Source organism: Thermomicrobiales bacterium, assembly GCA_037045155.1.
Classification (GTDB): domain Bacteria; phylum Chloroflexota; class Chloroflexia; order Thermomicrobiales; family CFX8; genus JAMLIA01.
Window position 1 is genome coordinate 914,388 of the sequence record JBAOIG010000005.1, and the last position, 26,069, is coordinate 940,456.

Genomic DNA, 26,069 nt, shown 5'->3' on the forward strand with positions numbered 1-26,069 from the left:
TGGGACACGGGGCGGCACGACAGTGGCCGCCCCGTTCTGCATATTCCAGCGGAGAAGGGGCTTGCGTATTATACCCCCTGGGGGTATGATGCAGTCAGAGTCACGTTGCCGGCCGGCGGCAGCGACGCAGCATGGAGGGCCAGAATGACGGCCAAGACGCCCGAGCAGGCGAAGATCGAACCCGAGAACATCACTGATATCAGCTTTCCGGTCGAGGGGATGACCTGTGCATCCTGCGTCCGGCGGGTCGAGCGCGCGCTGGAGAAGATGCCGGGCGTGGCGACGGCCAACGTGAACCTGGCGACCGAGCGGGCGTCGGTGTCGTACGACCCGACGACAGTGTCGGTGGAGGCTCTGCGCGGCGCGGTCGAGAAGGCTGGCTACGGCGTGCCGGAGGAGGACTATACCTTCGACGTCGAGGGCATGACCTGCGCCTCGTGCGTCGGCCGCGTCGAGCGGGCGTTGAAGAAGACGCCGGGGGTCGAGGAGGCCAGCGTTAACCTGGCGACCGAGCAGGCGCGCGTCCGGGTGGTCGGCGGCGCGGCGAGCCGCGAGGATCTTGTGCGGGCGATCGAGAAGGCCGGCTACGGGGTGCGCGAGCCGGAGACGACGATCAGCGTCGAGGATGCTGAGGCGGCTGCCGAGGCGCGTGCCCAGCGCGAGCTGACGGTGATGAAGGTCAAAATCATCGCGTCGCTGGCGGTTAGCGGCATCCTGATGTTCCTCATGTTCTGGCCGTCGTGGCTGATCGCCCGACCATATGCCGAGATGAAGGACATCTTCCTGCTCAGCTTCATCCTGGCGACGCCGATCCAGTTCTGGGCCGGAGCGCAGTTCTACCGTCAGGCCTGGGCGGCGGCGAAGCACTTCCAGACCAACATGTCGACGCTGGTCGTCCTCGGCACGCTGGCGGCCTGGGGCTACAGCTCGTTCGTGACGTTCTTCCCGCACGTCGTCGAGAACTCGGGCCTGATGGCCGAGGTCTACTTCGACAGCGCGACGATCATCATCGGGCTGATCCTGCTGGGCAAGTACATGGAGGCGCGGGCGAAGGCGCGCACTACCGGCGCGATCAAGACGCTGATGGGGCTGGCTGCGCGGACGGCGCGGGTTGTCCGTGGCGGCGAGGAGATCGACATCCCGGTCGAGCAGGTGATCGTCGGTGACGTGATCCGCGTGCGGCCGGGCGAGAAGGTGCCGACCGACGGCGTCATCCTCGACGGGCGCTCGGCGCTGGACGAGAGCATGCTGACCGGCGAGAGCTTGCCGGTCGAGAAGGCGGCCGGCGACGAGGTGATCGGCGCGACGGTCAACCGGACCGGCTCGTTCACCTTCCGCGCGACCCGCGTCGGCAAGGACACGGCGCTGGCGCAGATCGTCCGGCTGGTCAGCGAGGCGCAGGGCTCGAAGGCGCCGATCCAGCGGATGGCGGATCAGATCTCGATGTACTTCGTGCCGGCCATCATCGTGCTGGCGCTGGCGACCTTCGGGGTCTGGATGCTGGTCGGGGCGGAGCCGACGTTCAACCGGGCGTTGCTGGCGATGATCGCGGTGCTGATCATTGCTTGCCCGTGCGCGATGGGTCTGGCGACGCCGACGGCGATCATGGTCGGCACCGGCATCGGCGCGGAACACGGCGTACTGATCCGCGGCGGCGAGGCACTGGAGCAGGCGCACAAGGTCGGCGCGATCGTCCTCGACAAGACCGGCACGATCACCCGCGGCAAGCCGGCGCTGACCGACCTGGTCCCGGCGGACGGATTCGACCGCGACGAGCTGCTGCGGCTGGCGGCGTCGGCCGAGCAGGGCTCGGAGCACCCGCTAGGCGAGGCGATCGTGACGGCGGCGAAGGAACGCGGCATCGCGCTGGCAAGCGTTTCCGATTTCGAGGCGATCGCCGGCCACGGCATTGCGGCGACGATCGACGGGCGCGAGCTGCTGCTGGGCAACCTGAAGCTGATGCGCGAACGCGGCGTCGCCGTCTCGCTGGACGACCAGGCCGAGGCGCTGGCCGGCGTTGGCAAGACGCCGATGTACGTTGCGGTCGATGGCGCGCTAGCCGGGCTGGTGGCGGTTGCCGACACGATCAAGCCGGAGTCGCCGCAGGCCATCCAGCAGCTGGAGGCGCTGGGCCTTGAGGTCTGGATGCTGACCGGCGACAACCGGGCGACCGCCGAGGCAGTGGCAAAGCAGGCCGGTATCGCGTCGGAGCGAGTGCTGGCCGAGGTGCTGCCGGGCGAGAAGGCGGACAAGGTTCGCGAGCTGCAGGCGCTGGGGCTGGCGGTGGCGATGGTCGGCGACGGGATCAACGACGCGCCGGCGCTGGCGCAGTCCGACCTGGGCATCGCGATCGGCACCGGCACGGACGTGGCGATGGAGGCCAGCGACGTCACGCTGATCGGTGGCGACCTGCGCGGCGTTGTGACAGCGATCGCGCTATCGCGCAAGACTGTCCAGACGATCAGGCAGAACCTGTTCTGGGCCTTCGCCTACAACGTGGTGCTGATCCCGGTGGCGGCGGGCGCGCTCTACCCGTGGCTGGGCGAGATGCTGAGTCCGGCGCTGGCGGCCGGCGCGATGGCGCTCTCCAGCGTCAGCGTCGTGACTAACTCGCTGCGGCTGCGTAAGTTCGCCGTGCCGGAGAACCCGCGCGAGATCGCCCACCCACCGCTGCGCCGCCGGCTGGCCGAAGTGAGCTACCTGCTGGCCTTCGCGCTGATCGGCTTCGGGGTAGGCGTCGCGTTCTTCTGGTACCAGGCGACGACCGACTCGCACGCCAGCGACGCGCACCAGCACCCGCAGTCGCTGATTCGGGACGCGGGACGCGGGACGTGGGGCGCGTAAGAGCCACTCCTCCCGCACCACGCGACACGCGGCGAAGGCCGTCCTCCCCGACGAGGGTGGCCTTTGTCGTTCCCAGGCGCGGCACGACCCAGGGTCTGTCCGTAACGATATGCTGCTGTGGGCGCGGTCGAGATGGCGCGGTACTAGCCCTACCTGGGAGGAGAACGAATGCGCACGGTCCGGTTCGAGGAGATGTTCCCGTGGGAGGTGGCGCGGGCGATTGCGGACGCGCCGATCTGCTACCTGCCGCTCGGGGTGTTGGAGTGGCACGGCGAGCACAGCGCGGTTGGACTCGACGGGATCAAAGCCCACGCCGTCTGTGAGGCAGCGGCGCGGCGGTCGGGTGGCGTCGTGGTCCCAACACTCTGGTGGGGCTCAGACGAGCGCGAGGACCTGGAGGACGCGACCTACCTGACCGGTGGCATCGAGCGCGGCGAGCGCTACCACGTCCCCGGCTCGATGTTCTGGATCCGGCCCGAGGTGTTCCGCGACCTTCTGCTGGACATGTACGAGGCGATGCGCCGGCGCGGCTTCCGGGCCATCGTCGTGGTCGCCGGCCACTGGTCGCCGCACGTCTACCTGCCCACCGTTCGCGGCGCCGGCGAGGAGTTCCTGTCCCATCATCCCGACACCCGCTGGCTGCTCGTCACCGACCAGGAGGTTGTCCCGGATCTGCACTACCCATACGAGCACGCGGCCGGAGGCGAGACATCACTCCTCATGGCGATCCGGCCGGATCTCGTCGACCTCGAGAAGGCGCTGGCGACCGACGGCTCGCTGGCGGCGTACTACGCCGGAGAGCCGCGGCACGTTGCGCGGCGGCAAACGACGCCCCACAAGTACATCGGCCTGTTCACGGGGGCCGAGGACGATTCGAACGACCCAGTGCTGACGTCGAGCGCGGAACGAGGGCGGGCGCTGCTGCTGGCTATTTCGGAGCGCATCGCCGAGCAGGCGGTGGCGCTGCTGGTGGACGCGCGGTCGTCCTCGACTCAGGGCCGGTCAGCATAGGCCAGCGGGTTCGGTCACGGCCGGCCGCAGGAGAGCCTTCGCGTGCTGGGTGCTCTACTTCAACCGTTATGAGCCGTCGCGGAGCGGCCACCTCGTGCTGTTACCCTGAACGCAGTAAGGGATCAGTCTCTCGGCGTGAGTGTGGACGAGCGCCGGGAGACTGATCCTGCGATCCGCTCAATCGTCGGCCAGATGAATCTGCCGCCCGACACGCAACGCCGCCTGAGGCGCGCTGCCTGACCGACAGACACGAGCCCCGTCGCGCTATCATGCCGGCGGGGCTGATTCGTCTTCCGCATCCCGCGTCCCGAAAGGTCGCCCATGTTCCAGCTCGACCTGCGCACCCTGGGGGAGATCCTCGTGCGGACCACCGCGGTCTATGCGGTGCTGTTGGCGCTGCTGCGGCTGGCCGGCAAGCGCGAGCTGGGGCAGATGAGCGTGTTCGATCTCGTCGTCGTGCTGATCGTGGCCAATGCGGTGCAGAACGCGATGGTCGGGCCGGACACGTCGCTGAACGGCGGGCTGCTGGCGGCAGGCTGGCTGATCGCGCTCAACTGGGGGGTGGGCCGTCTTGGCCTCCGCTACGATTGGCTCGGCAAGCGGATCAGCGGGAGCCCGACGATGCTGGTCTGGGAGGGCAAGCCGCTGCTGGATCACTTGCGGCGCGAAGGGGTGGCGATGGGGGAGCTGGAGATGGCGGCCCGCGAGCACGGGGTCGAGAAGGTGGGCGACGTGAAGCTGGCGATCCTCGAATCGGACGGCACGATCAGCATTGTGACTCGGGATATACCAGTCCGGCACACCCGCCACCGTGTTCGAGGGAGGAAGCCGCGTGGCTGAGCGATCCGGGCCTCGCCGGCCGGCCTCGATCACGGTCACGATCTCGCGCCGGACGATCCTGCTGGTCCTGGCGATCGTCACCGCTGTCTGGGTGGTGATGCACCTGGTCAACGTGCTGATCGTGGTCTTCTCGGCGATCCTGCTGGCGACGGCGATCGACGCGCCGGTGGGCTGGCTGCAGCGTCGGGGCGTGCCGCGCTCGGCCGGCGTGCTGGCGATGTACGGGCTGGTCGTCGGCATCCTCGGCGGAGTCGTCGCGCTGCTGGTGCCGCTGGTGAGCACAGAGGTCGCCTCGGTGCAGGAGGCCCTGCCGGGTTGGACGAAGCGGCTGGAGGAGTTCGTCAATCGCGTCCGGCCGGCCGGCGCCGCCGAGGCGAATCTCTCCTTCGAGAATGTCTCTACCCGGCTGTCGACGCATCTGGAGACGGTGGCGCGGACGCTGACGAGCGTCTCGCTGGCGGCCGGCCACGTGCTGGTGCTGCTGTTGATCACCTTCGTTGCCGCCTACTATCTGGCTGCCTCGCCGGGCGGCGGCGCATACGTCATCCGGCGCTTCCTGCCGCGCGATCATCAGCCGCGGGCGACGGCGATCGCCTCGGCGGTGCGCGACCGGATCGGCGGCTGGGTGCGCGGCCAGGTGCTGGTGGCCGGCACGTTCGGGCTGGGGATGGGCATCGGGCTGTGGCTGATCGGCGTGCCGTTCGCCGTTTCGCTGGGTGTGGTCGCCGGGGTGCTGGAGCTGGTGCCATACGTCGGCGGGGCGGTGACGCTGCTGCTGGCGTTGCCGCTGGCGCTGACGGTCGGCTGGCCGCACGCGATCGGGGTATTGGCGCTCTACACGGTGCTGGTGAACGTCGAGGCGCACGTGCTATCGCCGTGGTACGTCGGACGAGCGGTGCATCTGCCGCCGGTGGTCGTGCTGATCGCGTTGCTGGCCGGCGCGGAGCTGGCCGGGTTCATCGGCATCCTGCTGGCCATCCCGGCGATCGTCGTCATCTGGGCAGTGATGGACGCGCTCTGGCCGGAACCGGAGGGGCGGGGGACGGGGGGCGAGGGGGATGAGGGATAGCGCGGCGGGCCGGTTGGCCGGACCCGCCGCATTGAACCGATTACGCGAGGAGTGAGCTACTGGCCGGTGTCCGGCGTTGAGTCGGTCGTGTTGGTCGACTGCGACTGGAGCTGGTCGTGATCGACGCCTTTCTCTGCGCCTTCGGATTCGTTGGTGTCGGCCTGTTCGGTGGCCAGGATCGAGCCGTTGCCGGCGTCGACCTTGACTTCGACACCACTAGACAATTTCACCTCATACACGAGCCAGCCATTCTCGTTGCCGAGGCTGCTCGATGTGACGGTTGTGCCGGAGTTCGCGGCCAGAGCGGCTTTCTCGGCATCCGCACTCGTGATTTTCGCCAGGTGCTGCAGGGCGGCTGCTTCGTCTGCCTCGCTGGTCGACGAGTTGTCCTGCGTGTCAGGCACCGAGATGCTGCCGGTATAGTTGGGCCATTGCTCGTTCGTGTCGCCTTTCTGCGTCGTGACTTGTTGGGTCGACGGTGTTGCGGGCGCATTCTGGGCGAACGTGGTGAGCGGGCCGGCCGCTGCGCCGCCAAGGAGTAGGAGCGTCCCTGCTCCCGCGCCCATCAGCCATCGTCGTGCTCGAGTCTGCATCGTGAACTCCTTCCGAGTCCTGAGGCCCGGTTGCGGACCATTTTCCGGCGAGTCATCCCGCCGCTGTTCACCAGTCTGGGGGGCGTCCATAAAGTCGCGATGAACTGATCCTGAAGATTGCAGGCGATTTTTCGAAGCTGTTCGGTGCTTGCGCGTGGGGGTATGAGTTCATTCGGACTTCATCTTGACGCCACATCGTTGATGGTGAGGCCGGCGTTGGCCGGCTTCGGAGGAGGGACAACGATGCGCATCCTGATCGTTGAAGATGAAGAGCGCCTGGCGATTCTGACGCGGAAGGGACTGCTCCAGGAGGGACATGCCGCGGATATCGCCGCAACGGGTGAAGAGGCGCTCGACTGGGTGGCGATTGCCAGCTATGACGCGATTATCCTCGATGTCATGCTGCCGGGGATGGATGGGCTTGCCGTCTGTCGCACATTGCGAGCACGCCGCGTCCCGACGCCGATCCTGCTGCTCACAGCGCGTGGGGCGGTCGAGGATCGGGTGGCGGGCCTCGACGCGGGAGCCGACGACTATCTGACGAAGCCGTTTGCCTTCGCGGAGCTGTTCGCGCGGCTGCGGGCTCTCAGCCGACGGCCGGCCGAGCCGCTCGACCCGGTGCTGACGGTTGGCGACCTGCGCCTCGATCCGACGACCCGGCGCGTTTGGCGTGGCGAGCAGGAGCATACCCTGCCGAACAAGGAGTTCCGCATCCTCGAATACCTCATGCGCCATCCGAACCGTGTCCTGACGCGGATGATGATCGCCGAGCATGTCTGGGACTATGATTTCCCGAACCTGACGAACGTGATCGATGTGCATATCCGCTCGCTGCGCCGCACGATCGATGTGCCATACGAGCAGAAGCGCATCGCGACAGTGCGCGGCGCGGGGTACAAGCTCGTCGGCGACGATGGCTAAGCGCGTTCCTGTTCGCTGGCGGCTCACGCTCTGGTACGGGGGGCTGCTGGCGTTGGCGCTAGTGGGCGTCTGCGGCACGCTCTACTTCAGCCTGCGTCACGAGCTCTATCAGGCGCTCGATGACGGGCTGGGGCGCGAGGCGGCGCTTGTGCTTGCCTCGGTCACCGTCGATCAGGGACAGCCGAGCCTGGATATTTCCGCGATCAGTAACCCTCGTGAGGGCGAACAGTTCCTCCGGCTGACCGACATGAGCGGCCAGCCTGTCGCTGATACTGGCGCGAGCCTCACCAGCGACGTCATTGCGTCGGATGGGCTGAATCTCGCGCTTCGGGGCGTCGGCAACCTGCAGTGGGTTGCGATCGATGGCGAGCAGTTGCGGGTGCTGAGCGAACCGGTCCGCGTCGACGGTCATGTCATCGGGGCAATTCAGGTCGGAGCGTTCGGGACGCATATCAGCGAAACGCTCGAGTTGCTCAAGCTGCTGCTGGTCGTTGTCGTGCCGCTCGCGCTGGTGCTGGCGTCCGGCGGCGGGCTCTGGATAGCCGGGCGCGCGCTGGCGCCAGTCGATCGGCTGACGCGGCTTGCCGCAGCGATTGCCCAGCACGGCGAGCAGAACCTGAGCCGGCGCCTGACGACGATGATGCCAGACGACGAGATCGGGCGGCTGGCCCGAACGTTCAATGCGATGCTCGGCCGGCTGGACGATGCGTTTCAGCAGCAGCGCCGGTTCACCGCCGACGCCGCACACGAGATGCGCACGCCTTTGGCGTTGCTCCAGAGCCAGCTCGAGGTCGCGATTGTCCAGGAACGAGACCCGACTGAGGACCAGATCGTCTTCGAGACGCTGGCGGACGACCTGGGGCGGCTGACGCGGATCACCAGCGCCCTGCTGGCGTTGGCGCGCGGTGATGCTGGCGAGCTCACGATCACACGAGAATCAATCGACCTTGCCGAGCTCGTTGAGCTGGTTGCCAGCCAGTACGACGCCCGCGCCGAGGAGGAGGGGGTGGCGGTTGTCGCGGCGACGTCGCCGTTGACGATCGTCGGTGACGAAGACCTCTTGATTCAGCTGCTCGTGAATTTCATCGAGAATAGTCTCCGCTACACTCCGGCCGGCAAGCAGATTACGGTCGGCTGCCGGCCAATCGCGCAGGGCGCACAGCTGTGGGTAGCCGATGAAGGACGCGGCATCGCGGCCGAGCATCTCCCGCACCTGTTCGAGCGCTTCTATCGCGTTGTTGATAGCCGCGGGCGATCTCGCGCATCAGGGGGAGAGCATGCCGGAGCAGGGCTTGGGCTCAGCATCTGTCAGCTGATCGTCACCGCGCACGGTGGCACGATCGAAGTAGCGAGCACGCTCGATCTAGGGACGACGGTGACAGTCACACTCCCTGCCAACACGCCAGGCCCGGATTCCCGATTCCCGATCCCTATAGGGATCGGGAATCGGGAATCGTCGTGACCTCCGCGCCCTACGCCGGGAGCTCATCCGCCCCCAAGGTGGCCAACCTGGATCGCTCGTGACGTCAAGGTGGCCAACTCGTCCTGTATGGAAGTGGCCATCTTGGTCACGTTCGAGAGCGCTGACGCCAGGTTGTCCACTCTCCCACGTATGGAAGTGGACAACCTGAACGCGCAGGTACTATCGAGATTGTCCACTGGCCAACCTGAGGCGTGCGCCGTGAGGGTGCTTGGCCAGGTTGTCCACTTCCATACCTGAGGAAGTGGACAACCTGAACGCGCAGGTACTATCGAGATTGTCCACTGGCCAACCTGAGACGTGCGCCGTGAGGGTGCTTGGCCAGGTTGTCCACTTCCATACCTGAGGAAGTGGACAACCTGACCAACGCTGGGCGACGGAGCCAGATCGGCCGCCGTACGCCGATCACGGTCGAGGCAGCGGTCGAGCCGGCACAACGGGCGCCCTACCGCGGACAGGCCGGAGGCGCTGTCCCTACGGAGCCGTTTGCGCGCCCGTCTCTCTCCGCCTCATCTCCCACTCCCTTCACAGGGGAGGGGGTTGGGGGAGGGGTTACTCGACCGGCACGACGCCCATCGGCATGTCGTCCATCGCGGCTTCGTCGGAGAGGTCCATCTCGTTGGTGGTGGCGTCTTGCTGGGCGAGGATCTGGCGCTTGGCGGAGACGATGGCCTGGTCTGCGCTCCAGAAGAACGAGCCCTGGCCCATCTCATCGACCAGCCCGGTGCGCTCAAAGAGCTTCTGCACCTGTGGCTGCAGCCCTGTGATCAGCAGCACGCCATCGCGCTGGCGCTGGATGTGCCAGAAGTGCTCCAGCGCGTGGACGCAGGAGACGTCGACCATTGGCACCCCGCGCATCGAGAGCACCAGCACCCGCGAGGGGGGCAGCGCCTCCAGCGTCTCCGTCAGCTGCGAGACAGCGCCGAAGTAGAGCGCGCCGGAGACGTAGACGACGCGCATGCCCTCGACCTCGCGCTGGATCTGGTGGCCGGCCCGCCGGATGCGCTCCCAGTCCACCTCGGTCGGCACGATCTGCAGCCGCGACACCTGGCCGAGGAAGACCAGCAGCGATAGCCCGACGCCCAGCAGGATCGCCTGCGTCAGGTCGAGCGCGACCGTCGCCGCCATCGTCACCAGCATGACCCCGGTGGCGCTCTTCAACCGCCGGTGGAGGTAGAAACGGATGACGTGCCACTCGTTCATCCGCCAGGCGGTGACCATCAGCACGCCGGCCAGCGCCGCCAGTGGGATGTGGCTGATGACGCTGCCCAGCGCCAGCGCCCCGGCCAGCAGGGCGAACGAGTGGACGAAGCTGACCATCCGGGTCACCCCGCCGGCCCGCACGCCGACCGAGATCCGCGCGATCGCCGCCGTCGCCGGCACCCCGCCGAGGAACGGGATCACGATATTGCCGACCCCCTGGGCGACCAGCTCCTGGTTGACTGCCAGCTTCGTGCCGGTCATCCGGCCAGCGACGACGCCGGCCAGCAGGCTCTCGATCGCGCCCAACGCGGCAATCGCGATGGCCGGCCCCAGCAGGTCGCTCATCATGCCGGTGTTCGGCAGCGTCAGCGCCAGCCGGTCGTCGAGAATGATGCTGCGTGGGATCGCGCCGATCGTCGCCACCTGCCAGCCGGCCGACCAGGCGAGCGCCGTCGCTACGCTGATCCCCAGCAGCGCCGCTGGGACGCGCTGGACCGGCCGGACGTGCGGCAGCAGGATCATCGTCGCCGCCACGATGCCGGTCGCCACGATTGCCTGGACGCTGACCGCCGGCAGCGGGTTGGTCAGGTAGCCCCAGATCTTCAGCGCGGAAGTGTCGGCCGGCTCGGTGTGGATGCCGAGGGCGTTATCGATCTGCCCGATGAAGATGATCAGCGCGATGCCGCTGGTGAAGCCGGTGATGACCGGGGCGGGGATGAAGTTGATGATCCGGCCGAGCTTGAAGACGCCGAGGGCGAAGATGACCAGGCCGGCCATCACGCCCGCCACCCAGATGCCCTCCAGCCCGTGCTTCTGGCCGACGAGGATCAGCACCGCCGACATCGCGCCGGTCGGGCCGCTGATCTGGTAGGGCGCGCCGGAGAGAGCGCCGATCAGGAAGCCGGCCACGATCGCCGTGATCAGGCCGGCCGCCGCCGTCGAGCCCGAGGCGACGCCGAAGGCCAGCGCCAACGGCAACGCCACCGCCGCGACCGTCAGCCCGGCGACGACATCCAGCTGGAAGTGGGCCCGGTTGTAACCCGCAAACTCGGACTGCCAGAGCCGTACCAGAACCGGTGTGCGCGACAGCACGATAAGCCTCCCGCTGGGGACACGGACAACCGCGCCGCGAGCGTCAGCCCGCAGCCCATCTCACGTAACGTCAGAACGGCGACGACGCCGGACGCCTCATCGCGCTCCGGTGTTGTGGATCGATCTAGCCTAGCACCGCGACGGACGAGGAACAATAACCACCGCCCAGCTATTCAGAATGCCCCCCCCGCCCCCTACGCCGGCTCCAGCCGCTGGGTCGTGACTGCGTCGTCGTCGACTGCCTCGCGGGAGTAGGGCATCGGGTGCATTCGCACGGCGCTCCAGGTCTCGGCCTGGTCGGCGTAGTGCGGGCTGCCGGGGTGGCCGGACGCGCCGAGCGGCGAGACCCATCGCGACATATCCCACGAGTCGGTATCGAACGCATAGCGGGCGACCGATGTGCCATTGATAAGGTAGCTCTGGCCCGGGAACGTCCCGGCGCACTGGAGCGTGTCGGCGTCGCCACCGAGCGTCACCGAGGGCGGATTGAGCAGCCCGGCTGCCTCCGGGAACAGCGCTGCCAGTGGATGAACGGGGCGGGTGCGGTGCAGCTGCTCCCAGCGCCACTGGTCGATGTCGTCCCCCAGCTCGGCCCGCAGGAAGGTGATTGCGTCGCTGAACGCCGCGGCGAGCGGTGTCGACCATGTCTCGCCCTCGGCCAGCAGGCTGGTGTCGCCATCGCGCAGCATGCCCGGGATCTGGCTCCAGAGACGCGCGGCCGGCCCCATCGCTGCTGGTTCGCCGGGGTAGGGGTTTGGCGCCAGCGCCGACGCAGCGGGCCGCTGGAGAACCTGACGGGTGAGATGCTCGCGAGTGACGGCGTAGATCGCCGGCTCGACCAGCGCCTTGTTCATCGCGCCATCCCAGCCGGCCAGCCGCTCCCGCGCGGCGATCTCCAGCGGGTTGTCGAGCGCGAGGCCGGCCAGCGCGTCCACGAGCAAGCGGCTGGGGATCGAGACGCAGTCGGAGTGCATTGCCTCGATGTCGTCGATCGTCGCGCCGTCCAATGCTGCCAGCCGGGCAGTCACGCGCAGTGCTCGATGGGGAGGGGCGTAGTCGAGCCCGAGGTAGTAGGGATAATCGTCGCCGACGACCTTGTTGTTGGCCGTCCCGATCCAGCTCGTCTCGGGGTCTCGAGAGCGCGGCAGGTCGGAGAACGGAATGTCGCCCTGCCACTCGTGGTCGTCATTCCAGCCGGGGACGGGTAGCCAGCCGTTGGCCGCGTTGCGGACTGGCACGCGGCCGCGGAAGAGAAACGCGATCGTGCCGCCGGCGTCGGCCATCGTCATGTTGTTGCACGGGTCGACCCAGTCGCGCATCGCGTCGTCCATCTCGGCGACGCTGGTCGCCAGCATCTGTGGGACGAGGCACTGGAAGCCGGGGTTCGGCCGGTCGAGCGCGGAATAGCGGAGCGTGATCGCGTGGCCAGAGGCCGGCGCGCCGACGACCACCGGGCCGTGGCGGGTGCTGACGACATCGATCTCGACCGGGTCGCCGCCGCGGACCTCGATCGTCTCCCGTCGCGTTGTGGCCGGCCGCCACTCGTCGTTGACCGCGTATTCCAGCGCGCCGTCGGAATCGCGGAATCGCTCGACGTAGAGATCCTGATAGTCGGCCATCCCGTGGGTGATGCACCAGGCGACCTGCGCGTTGTGGCCGAAGTGCGGGAAGCCGGGGATGCCGGCGAACGAGTAGCCGATGACATCCGCCTCGGGACAGGTGAGGTGGTTCTGGTAGTAGACGTTCGGCACGTCGAGGAGGCGATGTGGATCGCCGCCGACAAGCGGTTTGCCCGAAGCCGTCCGGCTGCCACCAACAACCCAGCTGTTCGACCCGGCCGCCTCCGGCATGCGCGAGAGCGCCTCGATGCCCGGCATCAGCGGTGCGAGATCGGCCATTGCTCCCTCGTATTCCTCGCCCGGTGGGACGATGACGATACCCCCTTCGGCCGTGCGCACCCCCAACTCCGACACTGCCTCCGGCCCCAACGCCATCAGCACCCGCGCCCGCCAGAGCTTCGACCCCCAGGCGCCCATCAGGACGTGGCGCACCTTGAAGATCGCGCCCGAGTCCCACGGTTGCCACGGCGCAGGTGAGACGCCGAGCAGATCCAGCTCGACCGGCAGCGTCGCTGTTGTGTCGATGAAGGCGTTGACGCCGGCCGCGTAGGCGTCCAGCATCACCCGGGTGTCGTCGTCGAACGCTGCGTAGTCGGCCTGCGCGCTGGCGACGAGGTCGAGGCGACGCATCAGGCTGTCGCTCTCGAGCAGCGTCTTGCCGGCCAGCGCTGCGCCACGGCCGGCGGCGCGGTCCCGGTCGAACACCATCTGCCAGAGCCGGTCCTGCGCGTGCGCGAACCCCTGGCCGAAGAATGCGTCGCGCAGGCTGGTTGCGCGGACATGCGGGATGCCGAGGCTGTCACGGACAATCTCGACCGGCTGATCGAGCCCTCCGACGCGGACGGTCCCGCTGGTGTCGGGCAACGCCCGCTCGAGTCGCTGCCGGTCTATGCTGCCTGCCATGCTGCCCCACTCCTCTTTGCTATCGCCATACGCATGTTCGGCACATAGTACCGCCATCGGCGCGCCTGCGACCGGACCGACCCTGCATGAGCCTGGCGTCGAGTTATACACTTGCGCATTGGATCGGCCGTGTGCGTGGCCGGCCAGCTTTCGGAGTAGGCAGGATGATCGACACCATGCGCCAGTCTCTGCTGCGCGCCATCCTGTTGTTATGCACGGTATTGCTTGTCGCTTGCGGCACGCATGCCGGCGATAGCGCGACCCGCCTCCCGGGGGCCGGGATGCAGACGGCGGGCAGCGAAGCGGTGGCCGGCACGAAGACGCCGCCAACCGGGGCTACCAAAGTCGGGTCCACGGACGCCACCGGGGTTCCGGCTCCGCCGCAGCCGACAGGTATCGCGATCTCGGCTACCAGCGTGCCGACAGCCATTTCCGGCCCGGAGGGAACCGGGACGCTGACCGCGCCAGCGCCAACCTCGACACTGCCACCCGCCACCGGTTCGCTGCGCATCCGCCAATGGGGATACAGCCAGTCCGAGGCATACACCGAGGTGAGCTGGGGCTTTCTCATCTCAAATCAGGACCGCGCCAGCGCCGTGCTGGACACTGCCTATGTCCTGACCTTTGTCGACGACACCGGCCAGACGATCAAGGTCGACGAGGGGTATATCGACATCATCATGCCCGACGCTGAGATCGGCGTTGGCGGATCAACCTTCCTGCCCCAGGACGCCATTGCTCGATCGATGCGAGTCGATCTCCGCCCCGGCCGCCTGGCGCAACCGCCGATCCGGCCGGCGATTGCCGTCGAGAATATCGCCTATTTCGAGCGGTCGCTCTTCCCGATCGCGACGGGCGTCGTCAGCGCCGTGTTCGATCGGCCGGTCGAAGATGTCAGGGTCTATGCGGTCGGGTTCGACCGCAACGATGCGATCGTTGGCGGCGGCTCCGTCTTCCTGCCCTTCATCCTCCCCGGTCAGCCGATCGGCGTCGAGGTGTCGATCTCCGGCGCCGGCCAGCCGTCTCGCATCGAGCTCTACCCGGTCATCACATCCGCGACAGTCCACGCCGACGAGATGGCGCTCCTCAACCCACGGCCGGCGGCTGTCACGATCGAGAAGCAGGGCTGGGGAGCCGTGGCAGCCAGCGGCGAGATCGGCTGGGCGTTCCTGCTCCAGAACCCGAGCGACACACTGGCAGCCGAGCCGGTCTTCTATCAGGTGACAGCCTGGTCGGCCGATGGCCGGGTCCTGGCAACGAACACGTCCGCGATCCCGGTCCTGCTGCCCGGAGAGCTACTGGGCGTCGGCGGCTCGGTCTTTGCGCCGGACGGCGTCGCGCCCGATCGCGTCGATATCCAGATTCTCGACCCCTCGTGGGAGAAGCTGAACGCCACGGCCGGCATGCTGCCAGTCAGCAATGTCCAGCTCGTGCCAGACGTACTCACTCCCCGCGCGACCGGTGTGGTGACCAACGGCCTCGATGTCGATCTCGGCTCCGTCGCGGTGTTCGCGGTTGGTTATGATGCTAGTGGCGCGATCATCGGCGGCGGGCTTGCGACAATCGAGACGTTGCCCGCGCGCGGTGAGGCGACGGTTGATGTGGCGCTTGCGGTTGGCGGCGAGCCGGCGCGTGTCGAGCTGTACGCGGCCCTGAGCTCCTCCAGCCAGATTCCCTGAAACAGCCGGGAGGCAAGAACGATGCATGGTGAGTACAAGACGCCGGGCGGCAAGCTCGTCGTCGTCGATTTCGCCGTCGCCGATGGGCGATTGAGCGACGCGATGGTCTCGGGAGATTTCTTCCTGTATCCCGAGGAGGCGCTGGAATATATCTCCGGCGCGCTCGACGGCCTGTCGGTCGATGCCAGTGAGGAACATATCGCGCAGTCGGTCGCCGACGCTCTGCCACAGGGCACAGAGATGCTCGGCTTCTCGCCGGAGGCGATCGCGATCGCGGTGCGAAGGGGGTTAGCATGAGCCGAAGCGAGCAGCTGTACCCGCGCGAGGCGAACTCCCGCTGGCGGGACTATGAGTGGGAGATCATTCCATCGACCCCGCTGCCGCCGGCGATGAACATCGCGCTCGACGAGGTGCTGACCCGCCAGGTTGGCGCGGGAGCGCGCCGGCCAACCCTGCGCTTCTGGGGCTGGGCCGCGCCGGTCGTCGTCATCGGCCGCTTCCAGTCAGTCCGCAACGAGGTGCAGATCGAGAACTCGGCAGACCTGGGCGTTCAGATCGTCCGCCGTATTACCGGCGGCGGCGCGATGTTCACCGAACCTGGTCTCGATATCACCTATTCGCTGTACGCGCCGCCGGCGCTCGTCGAGGGTCTGTCGTTCCCGGAGTCATACGCTTTCCTCGATAGCTGGGTGGTCGAGACCTTTCGCGAGCTGGGGATCGACGCCTGGTACGCGCCGCTGAACGACATCACCTCGGCCGGCGGCAAGATCGGTGGCGCGGCTCAGGCCCGTCGGTTCGGCGCGGTGTTGCACCACACGATGGCGTCGTACGAGATGGACCCGACGCTGATGCTTCAGGTGCTGCGGATCGGGATGGAGAAGCTGTCTGACAAGGGGCTTCGCAGCGCCGACAAGCGGGTCGGCCCCCTGCATCAGCAGACGAACCTGCCGCGCGAGGCGTTCTTCCACGCGCTGACCGAGCGCTTCAAGGATCTAACGGGCGGCGAGCTGGGAGAGATTACCGACGTCGAGCACCAGGCGGCCGTCGAGCTGGTCCGCGCCAAGTTCTCAACCGAGGAATGGACCTACCTCCTGCCCTGAGTGCTCTGGCTAGCACGAAGTGTCAGGATGGCAGGGCACAGGGGACGGCAGCCACTCCCATCGGTTTGTCATCCTGAGTGCTCCGACCAGCGTGACGTGTCGGATTGTTGGTTGCGGCCGCCACCCCATCTCTCTGTCATCCTGAGGCCGCAGCCGAAGGATCCGTTTCCCTGCGTTCGGTCGCAGCTGGCGGGGAGGAACGGATTCTTCGCTGCGGCTCAGAATGACAGGAGGCGGGGAACCGTCCAGAATGACAGGATCACTGCGGTCGACGACTCAGTGCACCGACTAGCGTGATGTGTCCTGTACTGTGGTGCGACAGCCACCCCGGCCGTTTGTCATGCTGAGCCTCAGCGAAGCATCTCCTCATGCTGGATGCATTCAGACGCAGGAGAGATCCTTCGGCTGCGGCCTCAGGATGACAAGGTGCGGGGAGGCTGCCAACCTGACACATCATGCTAGTCACTGTACTGAGTACAGCGACTAGCATGAAGTGTCCAGTTCAGGGACCGGATACAGCCGGCGCAATTTGATGCGTGCGTGCTCCACCATGAAGTGCCATTGCACCGGTTTGGCGCGGCTGTTGCGCCGGGTTGTCCAGGCATCAACCGCCTGCTGCAAGTCCGTCGGCGTGGGGATGCGCTGATCCAGACATTGGCGCACCAGCGCACTAAACTCCAGTTCGGCGATGTTCAGCCACGAAGCATGCTTGGGGGTGTAATGCAGTTCCAGCTTGTCGCGAATGCGCTTTGCCTCCCGGGGCGGGAACGCCGCATAGAGTGAGTGGTCGGCATGGATGTTGAGATTGTCGAGCACCACCACGATCCGCTCCGCCGTCGGGAAGACCTCATCGACGAGATGGCGCATGGCGACGGCCCAGTCGACCCGGGTGCGCCGCTCGGTGACGGTGATGCCTCGCTGTCCAAGATGGGGCGCACACCAGAGAAAGAGGTTGGCACTGCCGTGGCGGATATAGGCCGGATCTTCCCGCAGCGCGTGACCGGGTCCAGCTGGCTGACTGGGACGGACATCGCCCCGGAGTGCTTTGCCACTCTCGTCAAAGCAGACTAGTGGACGCAGTGGGTCGATCGGTCGAGCATAGACGTCGAGCACATCTTCCATGGCTGCGACGAATCCCGCATCAGGCTTCCCGGACAGACACCAGCTGCGTTTCAGCCACGGCTTGAGGACGTTTTTTTAAGTGTCATGCGGACCGTCTCCGGGCACACCTGGGGGACAATCTCCTGCTCCACCACGGTATCGGCCAGCAAGCGCAGCGTCCAGCGGGCAGCACCCGCTGGTGCAGGACTACAAGCAAGCGTGGTCAGCCGGGCTTCCGCTGCGCCATCAAAGCGTCGCCGATAGACCCGTGTCGAGGGACGTCGCCCCAGACTGGCGGCCAGACCCTCACGACAGCATCGTTCCCGGAGTCGCGCGACCGTCCGGGGACTGCATTCCAGTGCCTCCGCAATCTGGACATCGGTCCACCGTGGTCCGGCGATACTGGCATCGGCTTTGAGCAGGATGCGGGCGCGTTTAAGGCGCCTGGCATGGGCGGACCCTGTCTCAATGAGCTGGCGCAATTCCGTTCGTTCCGCTGCCGTCAGCCGTACCACGTGTTGCTTATTACTCATGCCAGACCCTCCCGCTGGTGCACACAACTGCGTTGCATCCCATCAGCCAGTTCTGTGCCAACAAGTCACTTCATGCTAGTCGCTGTACTGAGTGGCCCGACCAGCGTGAAGTGACCGGTTGTTGGTTGCGGCCGCCACCCCTCCCTCTGTCATCCTCTGCCCAGAGGGCGCCCGCGCAGCCGAAGGATCCGTTTCCCTGCGTCGTTCGCTGCCGCCGAGGAGGGACGGATGTTTCGCTCCGGGCGCCCTCTGGACGATACATGACAAGACACGGGACTGGCTGCCGACCTGACACATCACGCTGGTCGGAGCACTGAGCTGCAGCGAAGGATCTCCCCGCATGGCATTCCATGCTGGCCGATACCCTGAAGCCGGCGGCATGGGGGTTATCCCCACCACGAATCTTCCTGCCAGCGGCGTTCCCGCGGGGCGCAGGGCGCTCGACACTACCAGTGTTGACGTACGCGCCGCGTGGGCTGTAGCGTAACGTCCGCGTCACTGGAAGGAACCACAACATGGCCGGGATCCTGGAAGCGCCTGTGCGACCCGAGCGGGCATCGCTCGCCAACCCGCTGCGCCTGCTCGTCGCGCGCGAGACGTGGGTCTCGTTCACGTTTATTCTGCTGAGCTTCGCGCTCGGTATCTTCTGGTTTGTCGCGCTCGTGACGCTGCTCTCGACGGGGCTCTCGCTCGCGGTCACCGTCGTTGGCCTGCCGATCCTGGCCGGCACGCTGGTCTTCTGGGTCGGGGGCGCCCGGCTGGAGCGCGCGAGGTTCAACGCAATGCTCGGTGAGCAGATCGCAGATCCCTACAAACAGCTCCCGGCCGGCAGCCTCTGGCAGAAGCTCAAGGTCCGGCTGAGTGATCGGTATGTCTGGCTCGATCTCCTCTACCTGTCGCTGCTCTTCCCGATCGGGCTCGTCCAGTTCGTCATCGCGATTACCTGGGCCAGCGTGGCGCTCGCACTGATCACCGCGCCGTCGTGGTACTGGCTGAATTCCGACGCCACGGGCTGGACTGTCGATACCCTCCCCAGGGCGCTCCTTGCTATTGTGATAGGTATCCCAGTTCTGCTGGCGATGCCCTATGTCCTGATCGGCATGGTCCGCGGCCACGCATGGCTGGCGCGGAACTTGCTCGGCGCGGACCTCGAAGCGATGCTCAGCGCGCGGGTCGGGGAGCTGACCGAGAGTCGATCCCGTGCCGCCAATGCGTCGGTGGACGAGCTCCGCCGGATCGAGCGCGACCTGCACGACGGAGCTCAGCAGCGATTGACACGGCTGGCGATGGATCTCGGCATGGCGAAAGAGAAGATGGACAGCGACCCGGAGGCTGCCAAGGCGCTCATCGCCGAGGCCCACGAGGAGGCCAAGGCGGCGATGCGCGAGATCCGCGACCTCGCTCGCGGCATCCACCCGGCCGTCCTGACCGATCGCGGATTGGACGCGGCGATCTCGGCGCTGGCCGGCCGCTCGCCCGTCCCGGTGACGCTTGACATCGATCTGCCGACCCGTTTACCCGACGCAATCGAGTCAACCGCCTACTTCGTTGTCGCCGAGGCGCTCACCAACGTCGCCCGCCACAGCAACGCGACCTCCGCGCGCGTGACCGCACGCCTGACTGGCGGCAGATTACTGGTCGACATAACCGACAATGGACGCGGCGGCGCAGTCGTAACCCCGGGTGGCGGGCTGGAGGGCCTGGCCGATCGCGTTGCCGGGGTCGACGGCACGCTGACGATCGACAGCCCCTCTGGCGGGCCGACCACCATCCACGCGGAGCTGCCGTGCGTGTGGTGATCGCCGAGGACTCGGTTCTGCTGCGGGCGGGGCTTGCCCGATTGGTGACTGATGCTGGCCATGAGGTCGTCGCGGCTGTCGGATCCGGGCCGGATCTCGTCGAAGCGATCATTCGCGAGCGGCCGGACGTGTCGATCGTCGATGTGCGGATGCCGCCAACATTTCGGGACGAAGGCTTGCGCGCCGCCATCGCGGCGCGCGACCGCGTCCCGCTCGCGCCAATCCTCATCCTCTCCCAGTATGTCGAGGAGCGCTACGCGGGTGAGCTGCTGGCAACCGGCGCGGCCGGCGTCGGCTACCTGCTCAAGGACCGCGTCGCTGATGTTGGCGATTTCCTGACCGCCCTGCGCCAGGTGGCCGGCGGCGGGACCGTCCTCGATCCCGAGGTCGTTTCTCAGCTGGTGACCCGTCGCCGCCGGGACGACCGCCTGGCCGGCCTGACGCCCCGCGAACAGGAGGTTCTCGCCCTGATCGCCGAGGGCCAGTCCAACACTGCTATCGCCGATCGCCTCTTCATCGGTGAGGGCACGGTCGAGAAGCACATCAGCAACATCTTCAGCAAGCTCGGCCTCGACGACGCTATCAGCCAGCATCGCCGTGTGCTGGCTGTCCTCGCGTATCTGCGAGGGTAGCGGACTGTCGCCGGCCCGGCGATTCGCGAGGCGGCCTATACTAGGGTGTGATGCGCTGAATGGACGGGAGTGGACGTGTTCCTGCCGATCTATCACGGGGGTAAGCTGACCTGGGACGAGTGGCTCGTCCTGGCCGCGGTCATGGCGGCCGTGCCATTGCTTACCTGGCTGTGGGGTCGACGCAACCCAACCCCGGATTCTCCACCTACCCCGCCTGAGTCCGACACGCCGGACGATATCGCCGCCTGATCCTCGTCCTACTCGATTCGCTGGAATGCGTCCCCGGTCGCCCGATCGAGCGGTTGGCCCGTGTCGATGACGATGTGCTCGTCCGGAGCGAGCTCGTCGATTGCTTCGAAGTGCCGGCGCTGGTCGAGCCAGACATCCAGCCCTGCGTCCGAGATGGCAGCCGCGTCAGTCTGGCGCGTCCGCAGCCGTGCGCGAACGATCTCCTCGCTCGCAACACATTCGACGCAGACGAAGCTCGCCCCAGCCCGGCCGGCCAGTGCATGCGCTGCCGCCCGTTGCCGTTTGCGCGTGAATGTCGCATCGAGAATCACGCTGGTCCCGGCGTCGAGCAGCCGCTCGGCTTCGTCCAGCATGGCGGCGTAGGCGCGTTCCGTCTGCGCGGCCGTGTAGATCCCGCCGCCGACGTCACTGCTGAGCCGGTCGGTTGGCGCGTGGCCGCTCAACGCTTTGCGAACGACATCCGAAGCGATGACCGTCGCGCCGAGCCCGGTTGCCAGGCGCGCTGCCAACGCCGATTTCCCGGTTCCAGATAGTCCAGCCATGACGATCAGCCGCAGGCGGCATGGTTGCGTGGTGTACTGATCTGCAAGCGAGAACGCGTGGCGGGCGCGTTCGGCTGCCCGTTCGCGCTGCTCGGTCGGGATCTCCGGCTCGGCTGTCTGGAAGCTCTCGACCTTGCCACGCACGAACGCGCGATAGCACTGATAGAACCCGACGATGTCGAGCAGCCCGGTGTCCCCAGAGGCTACGACATACTGCCGAACGAAGCGGCGGCCGAGATCGGGCCGGCCCTGACGGTCGAAGTCCATGGCCAGAAAGGCGATGTCGGCGGCGACGTCCGAATAGCGGAATCGCGCGTTGAACTCGATGCAGTCGTAGACGCAGATATCGCCGGGGTTGCGGAAGCAGACTGTCGATAGCCGCAGGTCACCGTGACAGTCGCGGACACGACCCTCGGAGACTCTGCGCTCAAGCTGCTTGCGATGGTCGCGCTGGAACGCGGCAACCCACTCCCGGATTCGCCTGTCCTGGTCGACATCGAGCGTCGTTCCGACGAATTGCCGGGTCTGATCGAAGTTCTCCTGCCAGTTACGCGCGATGACGCGCGGGGATCCGAAGCGGCTGATTCGCGGGTCGCGGTCGGATCGATCGTGGAAGCGCGCGATGACGCCGGCCAGCTCGTCGACCATCTCACCAGTCACCAGTCCCGCCGGCAGCAGCCGGTCGAGCATCCGATGTTCCGGCAACCTGCGCATCTTCACCGCATAATCGACGACGCGGCCGGCCGACCCGCCAAAGCGCAGCCCGGCCTGTGTCTCCCGGATCGGCACGACGCCGAGATAGGTGTCGGGACAGAGGCGACGATTCAGGCGCACCTCGGCCTGACAGGCAGCCAGCCGGCGACGCGGCGTCGTGAAGTCCAGAAAGCCGAAATCGACCGGCTTCTTCACCTTGTAGACATAATCACCAGCCAGGAACACGACCGAGATGTGTGTCTGGATCACCTCGACCTCGGTTACCGGGTCGGGCCATGCGGCGGGCTCGCGCAGCGCCGCAACCATATCTGCCAGATCGTCGTGGATGTCGGGGCGTCTGGATGTCATGCGGCGGTTCCTCAGTGTGCGGTGATGATCGAGGCGTTCTCCTCCAGCCAGTCTCGCAGGAAAGTCCGGCTGGATTCGACGATCGCCCGCACGTCTTCTGCCGCGATCCCCTCTGCCTCGGCGATCGCGACCGACTCCCAGCCATCGACAACCCGCAGAAGGAAGACTTCGCGCCAGCGCTCCGGGAGCTTGTCGAGCAGCGCGGACAGCGCGTCGGTGTCCTCGGCGGCGATCAGGAGATCGTCGGGAATCGCGGCAGCAGGGTCGGCGAGCACGGAGATCAGCCGGACGACGCGGTCGGGCCAGTCGCCGACGACCATCACAGGCTCCTCGAGCGAGACCTCGATGCGGTTGAGACGCTCCTGTTCGAGCAGCGCGGCACGGACCTCGCGCCGGCCGATCCGCCGTAGCCATGTATAGAACGCTCGCGCGTGCGGCGCTTCGTCGGCATGCTCGACGGCGGCCAGATAAATGGTGGCGACGATGTCATCCACCGGCGCATCATCCAGCTCGAAGCCGTCGATCGCGCCCCAGTGGATGACTTCGCGGTGGACGAAGCGGCGGAGCGGGCCGAAGAACGTGAGGCCGGTCTCGATGACTTCGTTCCGACGATGCGCCAACTCGCGCGCGGCCGGCGCGGGAAGGGCGGAGGTGTCGAGGTCAGCAACGTACTCGCTCAGCGCGCGGGCGAGCTGCCGACGCGCGGCCTCATACTGCGTCGCAACATCAGCGGGCTCCGGTTGCCGCATCAGGGGTGTCTCGATATTCATCGTGCGCCTCCCTGGCTGGGTGTCTGGTCAATCTTCTACCTGAACCATAGGCTGGGCGCCGTCTCAGCCGCGTGACGGAACGACGTGCTGTGCGACAAATGTGCAACAACCCAGCGAGGCTTGCCCTGCCCCGCGAATCCGGCGATACTGGCGCATCCAATCGGTGAATATTTGTGATGGCCCGAGGAGGTCTGCGAGATGGTAACGGCAACGGTGGGACGGGTTCGACAGCGCAGCGGCGCGGCGGTCGTCGAGGCGCTACAGGCCGAAGGGGTTGATATCGTCTTCGGTCTCGTCGGCTCGCACGTCCTGGAGATTTACGACGCGCTGGCTGACGCGCCGGAGATCCGCCACGTGACGGTGAAGCACGAGGGCGGCGCTAGCGGGATGGCAGACGCCTACGGGCGACTCACCGGCAAGCCTGGCGTCGTGGTGGTGACGGCCGGCCCGGGCGCGACCAATTCGTTGACCGGCGTTGCTCAGGCCTACATGGCCGCCTCTCCGATGGTCCACATCTCCGGCGCGGTGCCGCGCAAGGCGTCGTACGAGTCGTTCCACGGTGTCGACAAAGAGGACTTCCTCGTCCGCACCTTCGCGGAGGTCACCAAGTGGAGCGTATCGATCCAGCGGCCAGAGGACATCCCGAGTGTGCTCGCCAGGGCGTTCGCGATCGCGCGCAGTGGCCGGCCGGGGCCGGTGCACGTCGAGATCCCCCAGGACGTCCTCCTCTCCGAGGCGACTGAGATGGACGTCTATCAGCCGCTGGAGCTGCCGGCCGTCCCGCTTGATGACGATGGCCTGAACGCGATCGCCGATGCGGTCAGGGCCAGCAAGCGGCCGGTGATCTGGGCTGGCAAGGGAGTCCGCTCGACATTCTCGAGTGATGAGCTAGCCGAGCTGGCCGAGCTGCTGGAGGCGCCGGTGGTTCTCTCCGGCGACGCGGCCGGCGCGATCCCCGACACTCACCCGCTGGCAGCCGGCCAGCTCAACCTGTACGATCGAACACCGCTCCACAAGGAGCTTGTCACCGAGGCCGACCTCATTCTCGCCGTTGGTGAGCGCGGCGGCACTGGCCATGCCGATGCGCTGTTCGACTCGTCGACGGCGCCGGTTGTCGGGATCTGGCTCGGCAACGAGGGCGAGCGTGCCGACCCGCGCGCGAAGGGCGGCGCGGTCGCCGACATCCGGCCGGCGCTCAACCAGCTCATCGAGGCGCTCGGCGACCAGCAACGCCCGCGCGACGACGCGCTGCGCGCTCGGATCGTCCGTGGCAAGGATGGACTTCGCGGGGCAGTCCGTGCCCAGATCCGTCGCGATTACGCCAACGACCGACCGATGCATTACGGGCTGGCGCTCGAGGCGCTGGCCGACAGCGTTGATGATGACACGGTGATCCTCGGCGACATCGGCTCGCACAATCAGTGGTCACGCGTCATGATCCCAACGCGCAATCGCGACACGTTCACCCCCGAAGGCTACTGGGGCGCGATGGGATTCGGCCTGCCGGGCGCAATTGCCGCGAAGCTGGCCTGGCCGGAGAAGAAGGTCATCACCGTCACCGGTGATGGCTGCTTCCTGATGGCCAGCGCCGATTTCGGCACTGCCGTCGAGCAGGGCGTCAATCCGGTCATCATTGTTCTGAACGACCGGCAATACGGCATGATCGTTGGCATGCAGCAGCACATGTACGGTCGCAAGAGCGAGACAGCGCTGGACGGCCCCGATTTCGTCGCCTTTTCCCGCTCGTTTGGCGGTGACGGTATGCGCGTCGAGCATCCTGACCAGATGGCCGAGGCGCTCGAGCGCGGCTTCGCCAGTGACACGATCTTCGTTATCGACGCGATCTGTGACTACAACCACCCGCCGGCCAACCTCGTCGCCGCAATGAAGGAAGTCGGGGAGTAGGACGGATGGGACTTGGAGATCGGTCGTCACCCATGACCAGGGGCTCTGGATCGTGGCGTGATGGCCGTTCTCTTCATCCCGCCGCATGAACCGGGCTTCGGGCTTTGCGTTACTGGGGGCGACGCTCATCTGGGGCTTCGTCCCGGTCTCGACGCGACACGTCGTTGAGACGCTGACGCCGGGGCAGATTCTGCTGGCGCGTTTCATCGTCGGTGGCCTGGTTGGCGCACTGGCGCTGGGGCTGCTTCACGCGCCGGCCCCGCCCCGGCGGCTTGTCCTTCGCGCAGTCGGCTTCGGGCTCCTCGGCCAACTCGGCTTCAATGTCCCGCTGGCCTATGGCATCAAGTACGTTGAAGCAGGGACGGTCGCGCTGATCTCCAGCACATCGCCGGTGCTGATGGCGCTGCTGGCGGTCCCGCTCCTTCAGGAACGACTGCGGCCGCGCGTTGTCTTCGGTCTGGCGTTGTCACTCTCGGGCAGCGCGCTCGTCGTCGTCGCTGGCGGGCGGACCGTCGCGCTCGGCGTTGACCAGGTCGCAGGGAGCCTGCTGATTCTCCTATCGGCGATTCTCTGGGCGTTTTACTCGGTGGCCGTCAAGCCGTGGCTGGGGCCGATTCCGCCGACGAGTATCCCGATGGTCGGGTCGATCGTCGGCCTCCCGCTGATGCTCCCATTCGGCGCGGTTGGATTTGCGTCTGCTTTGTCCCGGCTGGATCTACCGGGCTGGATGGCGGTCGCGCTCTTCACCGTCGGCGCTAGTGTCGTCGCTCCGATCCTGTGGGCCGTCGGGCTACAAGGGGGCGCGGCGTCGCGGGCAGGGATGTTCCTGTACCTGACCCCGCTCATCGGCGTTATCTCCGGCGCGATCCTGCTCGGCGAGCCGGTCGGCCTCGGCACGGTGGCCGGCGGGACCCTGATCCTGCTCGGCGTTGCTATCGCCACGCTACCACTCGCCCTGGCCCGGGTCCGCTGCCGTTCGCTTCTGTGGAAACGCCCGGGTGCGCGTCATGGTTTGGCGTGATGGTGGTGAGCGGTATGCTGGGGGAGCGATCATCGGAGCCGAGCACCTGAGGAGCCACCAATGCCAGACGAGCGAGCGAGCGACCAAGGACTGGGCACAAT

Annotated in this window: 21 protein-coding genes; 14 read left to right on the forward strand and 7 right to left on the reverse strand. The window is 66.9% G+C overall.

What is annotated here, in order from left to right:
- Positions 1–144: 144 nt before the first annotated feature.
- From V9F06_14320 to V9F06_14335, 4 genes are all read left to right on the forward strand, one after another.
- On the forward strand, positions 145–2,844 hold the full coding sequence (locus tag V9F06_14320; GenBank protein MEI2618785.1) for a heavy metal translocating P-type ATPase: 2,700 nt from the start codon (positions 145–147) through the stop codon (positions 2,842–2,844).
- A gap of 168 nt (positions 2,845–3,012) precedes the next feature.
- On the forward strand, positions 3,013–3,855 hold the full coding sequence (locus V9F06_14325) for a creatininase family protein (protein MEI2618786.1): 843 nt from the start codon (positions 3,013–3,015) through the stop codon (positions 3,853–3,855).
- Between the two features lie 321 nt (positions 3,856–4,176).
- Positions 4,177–4,695, forward strand: coding sequence for a YetF domain-containing protein (locus tag V9F06_14330; GenBank protein MEI2618787.1), 519 nt, complete (start codon positions 4,177–4,179; stop codon positions 4,693–4,695).
- A complete protein-coding gene (locus tag V9F06_14335) occupies positions 4,688–5,764 on the forward strand; it encodes an AI-2E family transporter (GenBank protein ID MEI2618788.1) in 1,077 nt (358 codons plus the stop codon). The genes V9F06_14330 and V9F06_14335 overlap by 8 nt, the downstream gene beginning before the upstream one ends.
- A gap of 56 nt (positions 5,765–5,820) precedes the next feature.
- Here the strand turns inward: V9F06_14335 and V9F06_14340 are convergent, their stop codons facing one another.
- Positions 5,821–6,357 carry a PepSY domain-containing protein gene (locus V9F06_14340; GenBank protein ID MEI2618789.1) on the reverse strand — a complete coding sequence of 179 codons (537 nt, stop codon included), beginning with the start codon at positions 6,355–6,357 and terminating at the stop codon, positions 5,821–5,823.
- Positions 6,358–6,600: 243 nt separating this feature from the next.
- Between V9F06_14340 and V9F06_14345 the strand changes: the two genes are divergently transcribed.
- Both V9F06_14345 and V9F06_14350 read left to right on the forward strand, forming a co-directional pair.
- Positions 6,601–7,278: a response regulator transcription factor gene (locus V9F06_14345; protein MEI2618790.1), complete on the forward strand. Its 678-nt coding sequence runs from the start codon at positions 6,601–6,603 to the stop codon at positions 7,276–7,278.
- The gene (locus V9F06_14350; GenBank protein MEI2618791.1) at positions 7,271–8,740 is read left to right on the forward strand and encodes an ATP-binding protein; all 1,470 of its coding nucleotides are present in this window, start codon (positions 7,271–7,273) and stop codon (positions 8,738–8,740) included. Before V9F06_14345 ends, V9F06_14350 begins: the two co-directional genes overlap by 8 nt.
- A 570-nt stretch (positions 8,741–9,310) precedes the next feature.
- Here V9F06_14350 and V9F06_14355 read toward each other — a convergent pair.
- Together V9F06_14355 and V9F06_14360 are read right to left on the reverse strand one after the other, a co-directional pair.
- The gene (locus tag V9F06_14355) at positions 9,311–11,053 is read right to left on the reverse strand and encodes a SulP family inorganic anion transporter (protein ID MEI2618792.1); all 1,743 of its coding nucleotides are present in this window, start codon (positions 11,051–11,053) and stop codon (positions 9,311–9,313) included.
- Positions 11,054–11,247: 194 nt separating this feature from the next.
- Complete coding sequence (locus V9F06_14360; protein MEI2618793.1) at positions 11,248–13,575, reverse strand: penicillin acylase family protein; 2,328 nt, start codon at positions 13,573–13,575, stop codon at positions 11,248–11,250.
- Between the two features lie 164 nt (positions 13,576–13,739).
- Here V9F06_14360 and V9F06_14365 point away from each other — a divergent pair, with 164 nt between their 5' ends.
- From V9F06_14365 to V9F06_14375, 3 genes are read left to right on the forward strand one after another with little or no spacing between them, the layout of a single operon-like run.
- The gene (locus tag V9F06_14365) at positions 13,740–15,254 is read left to right on the forward strand and encodes an FxLYD domain-containing protein (GenBank protein ID MEI2618794.1); all 1,515 of its coding nucleotides are present in this window, start codon (positions 13,740–13,742) and stop codon (positions 15,252–15,254) included.
- Positions 15,255–15,275: 21 nt separating this feature from the next.
- On the forward strand, positions 15,276–15,551 hold the full coding sequence (locus tag V9F06_14370; protein MEI2618795.1) for a biotin--protein ligase: 276 nt from the start codon (positions 15,276–15,278) through the stop codon (positions 15,549–15,551).
- Positions 15,548–16,354: a biotin/lipoate A/B protein ligase family protein gene (locus tag V9F06_14375; protein ID MEI2618796.1), complete on the forward strand. Its 807-nt coding sequence runs from the start codon at positions 15,548–15,550 to the stop codon at positions 16,352–16,354. Before V9F06_14370 ends, V9F06_14375 begins: the two co-directional genes overlap by 4 nt.
- Positions 16,355–16,837: 483 nt before the next feature.
- Here the strand turns inward: V9F06_14375 and V9F06_14380 are convergent, their stop codons facing one another.
- Both V9F06_14380 and V9F06_14385 read right to left on the reverse strand, forming a co-directional pair.
- Entirely contained in the window at positions 16,838–17,530 is a 693-nt protein-coding gene (locus V9F06_14380; GenBank protein MEI2618797.1) for an IS630 family transposase, read from the reverse strand.
- Complete coding sequence (locus tag V9F06_14385; protein MEI2618798.1) at positions 17,527–17,988, reverse strand: helix-turn-helix domain-containing protein; 462 nt, start codon at positions 17,986–17,988, stop codon at positions 17,527–17,529. Before V9F06_14385 ends, V9F06_14380 begins: the two co-directional genes overlap by 4 nt.
- Positions 17,989–18,503: 515 nt before the next feature.
- On the opposite strand from V9F06_14385, the gene V9F06_14390 reads away from it, so the two are divergent.
- The 3 genes from V9F06_14390 (at position 18,504) to V9F06_14400 (ending at position 20,668) form a co-directional block, all read left to right on the forward strand.
- Positions 18,504–19,787, forward strand: a complete 1,284-nt coding sequence (locus tag V9F06_14390; GenBank protein MEI2618799.1) for a sensor histidine kinase — start codon at positions 18,504–18,506, stop codon at positions 19,785–19,787.
- Positions 19,775–20,419, forward strand: a complete 645-nt coding sequence (locus tag V9F06_14395; protein ID MEI2618800.1) for a response regulator transcription factor — start codon at positions 19,775–19,777, stop codon at positions 20,417–20,419. The genes V9F06_14390 and V9F06_14395 overlap by 13 nt, the downstream gene beginning before the upstream one ends.
- Before the next feature lie 75 nt (positions 20,420–20,494).
- On the forward strand, positions 20,495–20,668 hold the full coding sequence (locus V9F06_14400) for a hypothetical protein (GenBank protein ID MEI2618801.1): 174 nt from the start codon (positions 20,495–20,497) through the stop codon (positions 20,666–20,668).
- A gap of 8 nt (positions 20,669–20,676) precedes the next feature.
- Here the strand turns inward: V9F06_14400 and V9F06_14405 are convergent, their stop codons facing one another.
- The gene (locus V9F06_14405) at positions 20,677–22,272 is read right to left on the reverse strand and encodes an AAA family ATPase (protein MEI2618802.1); all 1,596 of its coding nucleotides are present in this window, start codon (positions 22,270–22,272) and stop codon (positions 20,677–20,679) included.
- An 11-nt stretch (positions 22,273–22,283) separates the two neighbouring features.
- Positions 22,284–23,042, reverse strand: coding sequence for a sigma-70 family RNA polymerase sigma factor (locus V9F06_14410; GenBank protein MEI2618803.1), 759 nt, complete (start codon positions 23,040–23,042; stop codon positions 22,284–22,286).
- 198 nt (positions 23,043–23,240) lie between these two features.
- Between V9F06_14410 and V9F06_14415 the strand changes: the two genes are divergently transcribed.
- A complete protein-coding gene (locus V9F06_14415) occupies positions 23,241–24,947 on the forward strand; it encodes a thiamine pyrophosphate-binding protein (GenBank protein ID MEI2618804.1) in 1,707 nt (568 codons plus the stop codon).
- Between the two features lie 85 nt (positions 24,948–25,032).
- Complete coding sequence (locus V9F06_14420; protein ID MEI2618805.1) at positions 25,033–25,968, forward strand: DMT family transporter; 936 nt, start codon at positions 25,033–25,035, stop codon at positions 25,966–25,968.
- Positions 25,969–26,069 lie beyond the last annotated feature (101 nt).

Coding starts and splice junctions, on each gene's coding strand:
- V9F06_14375 (MEI2618796.1), top strand. CDS start 15,548: ATGAGCCGAAGCGAGCAGCTGTACCCGCGCGAGGCGAACTCCCGCTGG.
- V9F06_14325 (MEI2618786.1), top strand. CDS start 3,013: ATGCGCACGGTCCGGTTCGAGGAGATGTTCCCGTGGGAGGTGGCGCGG.
- V9F06_14385 (MEI2618798.1), bottom strand. CDS start 17,988: ATGAGTAATAAGCAACACGTGGTACGGCTGACGGCAGCGGAACGAACG.
- V9F06_14410 (MEI2618803.1), bottom strand. CDS start 23,042: ATGAATATCGAGACACCCCTGATGCGGCAACCGGAGCCCGCTGATGTT.
- V9F06_14390 (MEI2618799.1), top strand. CDS start 18,504: ATGGCCGGGATCCTGGAAGCGCCTGTGCGACCCGAGCGGGCATCGCTC.
- V9F06_14420 (MEI2618805.1), top strand. CDS start 25,033: ATGAACCGGGCTTCGGGCTTTGCGTTACTGGGGGCGACGCTCATCTGG.
- V9F06_14320 (MEI2618785.1), top strand. CDS start 145: ATGACGGCCAAGACGCCCGAGCAGGCGAAGATCGAACCCGAGAACATC.
- V9F06_14365 (MEI2618794.1), top strand. CDS start 13,740: ATGATCGACACCATGCGCCAGTCTCTGCTGCGCGCCATCCTGTTGTTA.
- V9F06_14345 (MEI2618790.1), top strand. CDS start 6,601: ATGCGCATCCTGATCGTTGAAGATGAAGAGCGCCTGGCGATTCTGACG.
- V9F06_14350 (MEI2618791.1), top strand. CDS start 7,271: ATGGCTAAGCGCGTTCCTGTTCGCTGGCGGCTCACGCTCTGGTACGGG.
- V9F06_14340 (MEI2618789.1), bottom strand. CDS start 6,357: ATGCAGACTCGAGCACGACGATGGCTGATGGGCGCGGGAGCAGGGACG.
- V9F06_14370 (MEI2618795.1), top strand. CDS start 15,276: ATGCATGGTGAGTACAAGACGCCGGGCGGCAAGCTCGTCGTCGTCGAT.
- V9F06_14360 (MEI2618793.1), bottom strand. CDS start 13,575: ATGGCAGGCAGCATAGACCGGCAGCGACTCGAGCGGGCGTTGCCCGAC.
- V9F06_14405 (MEI2618802.1), bottom strand. CDS start 22,272: ATGACATCCAGACGCCCCGACATCCACGACGATCTGGCAGATATGGTT.
- V9F06_14415 (MEI2618804.1), top strand. CDS start 23,241: ATGGTAACGGCAACGGTGGGACGGGTTCGACAGCGCAGCGGCGCGGCG.
- V9F06_14330 (MEI2618787.1), top strand. CDS start 4,177: ATGTTCCAGCTCGACCTGCGCACCCTGGGGGAGATCCTCGTGCGGACC.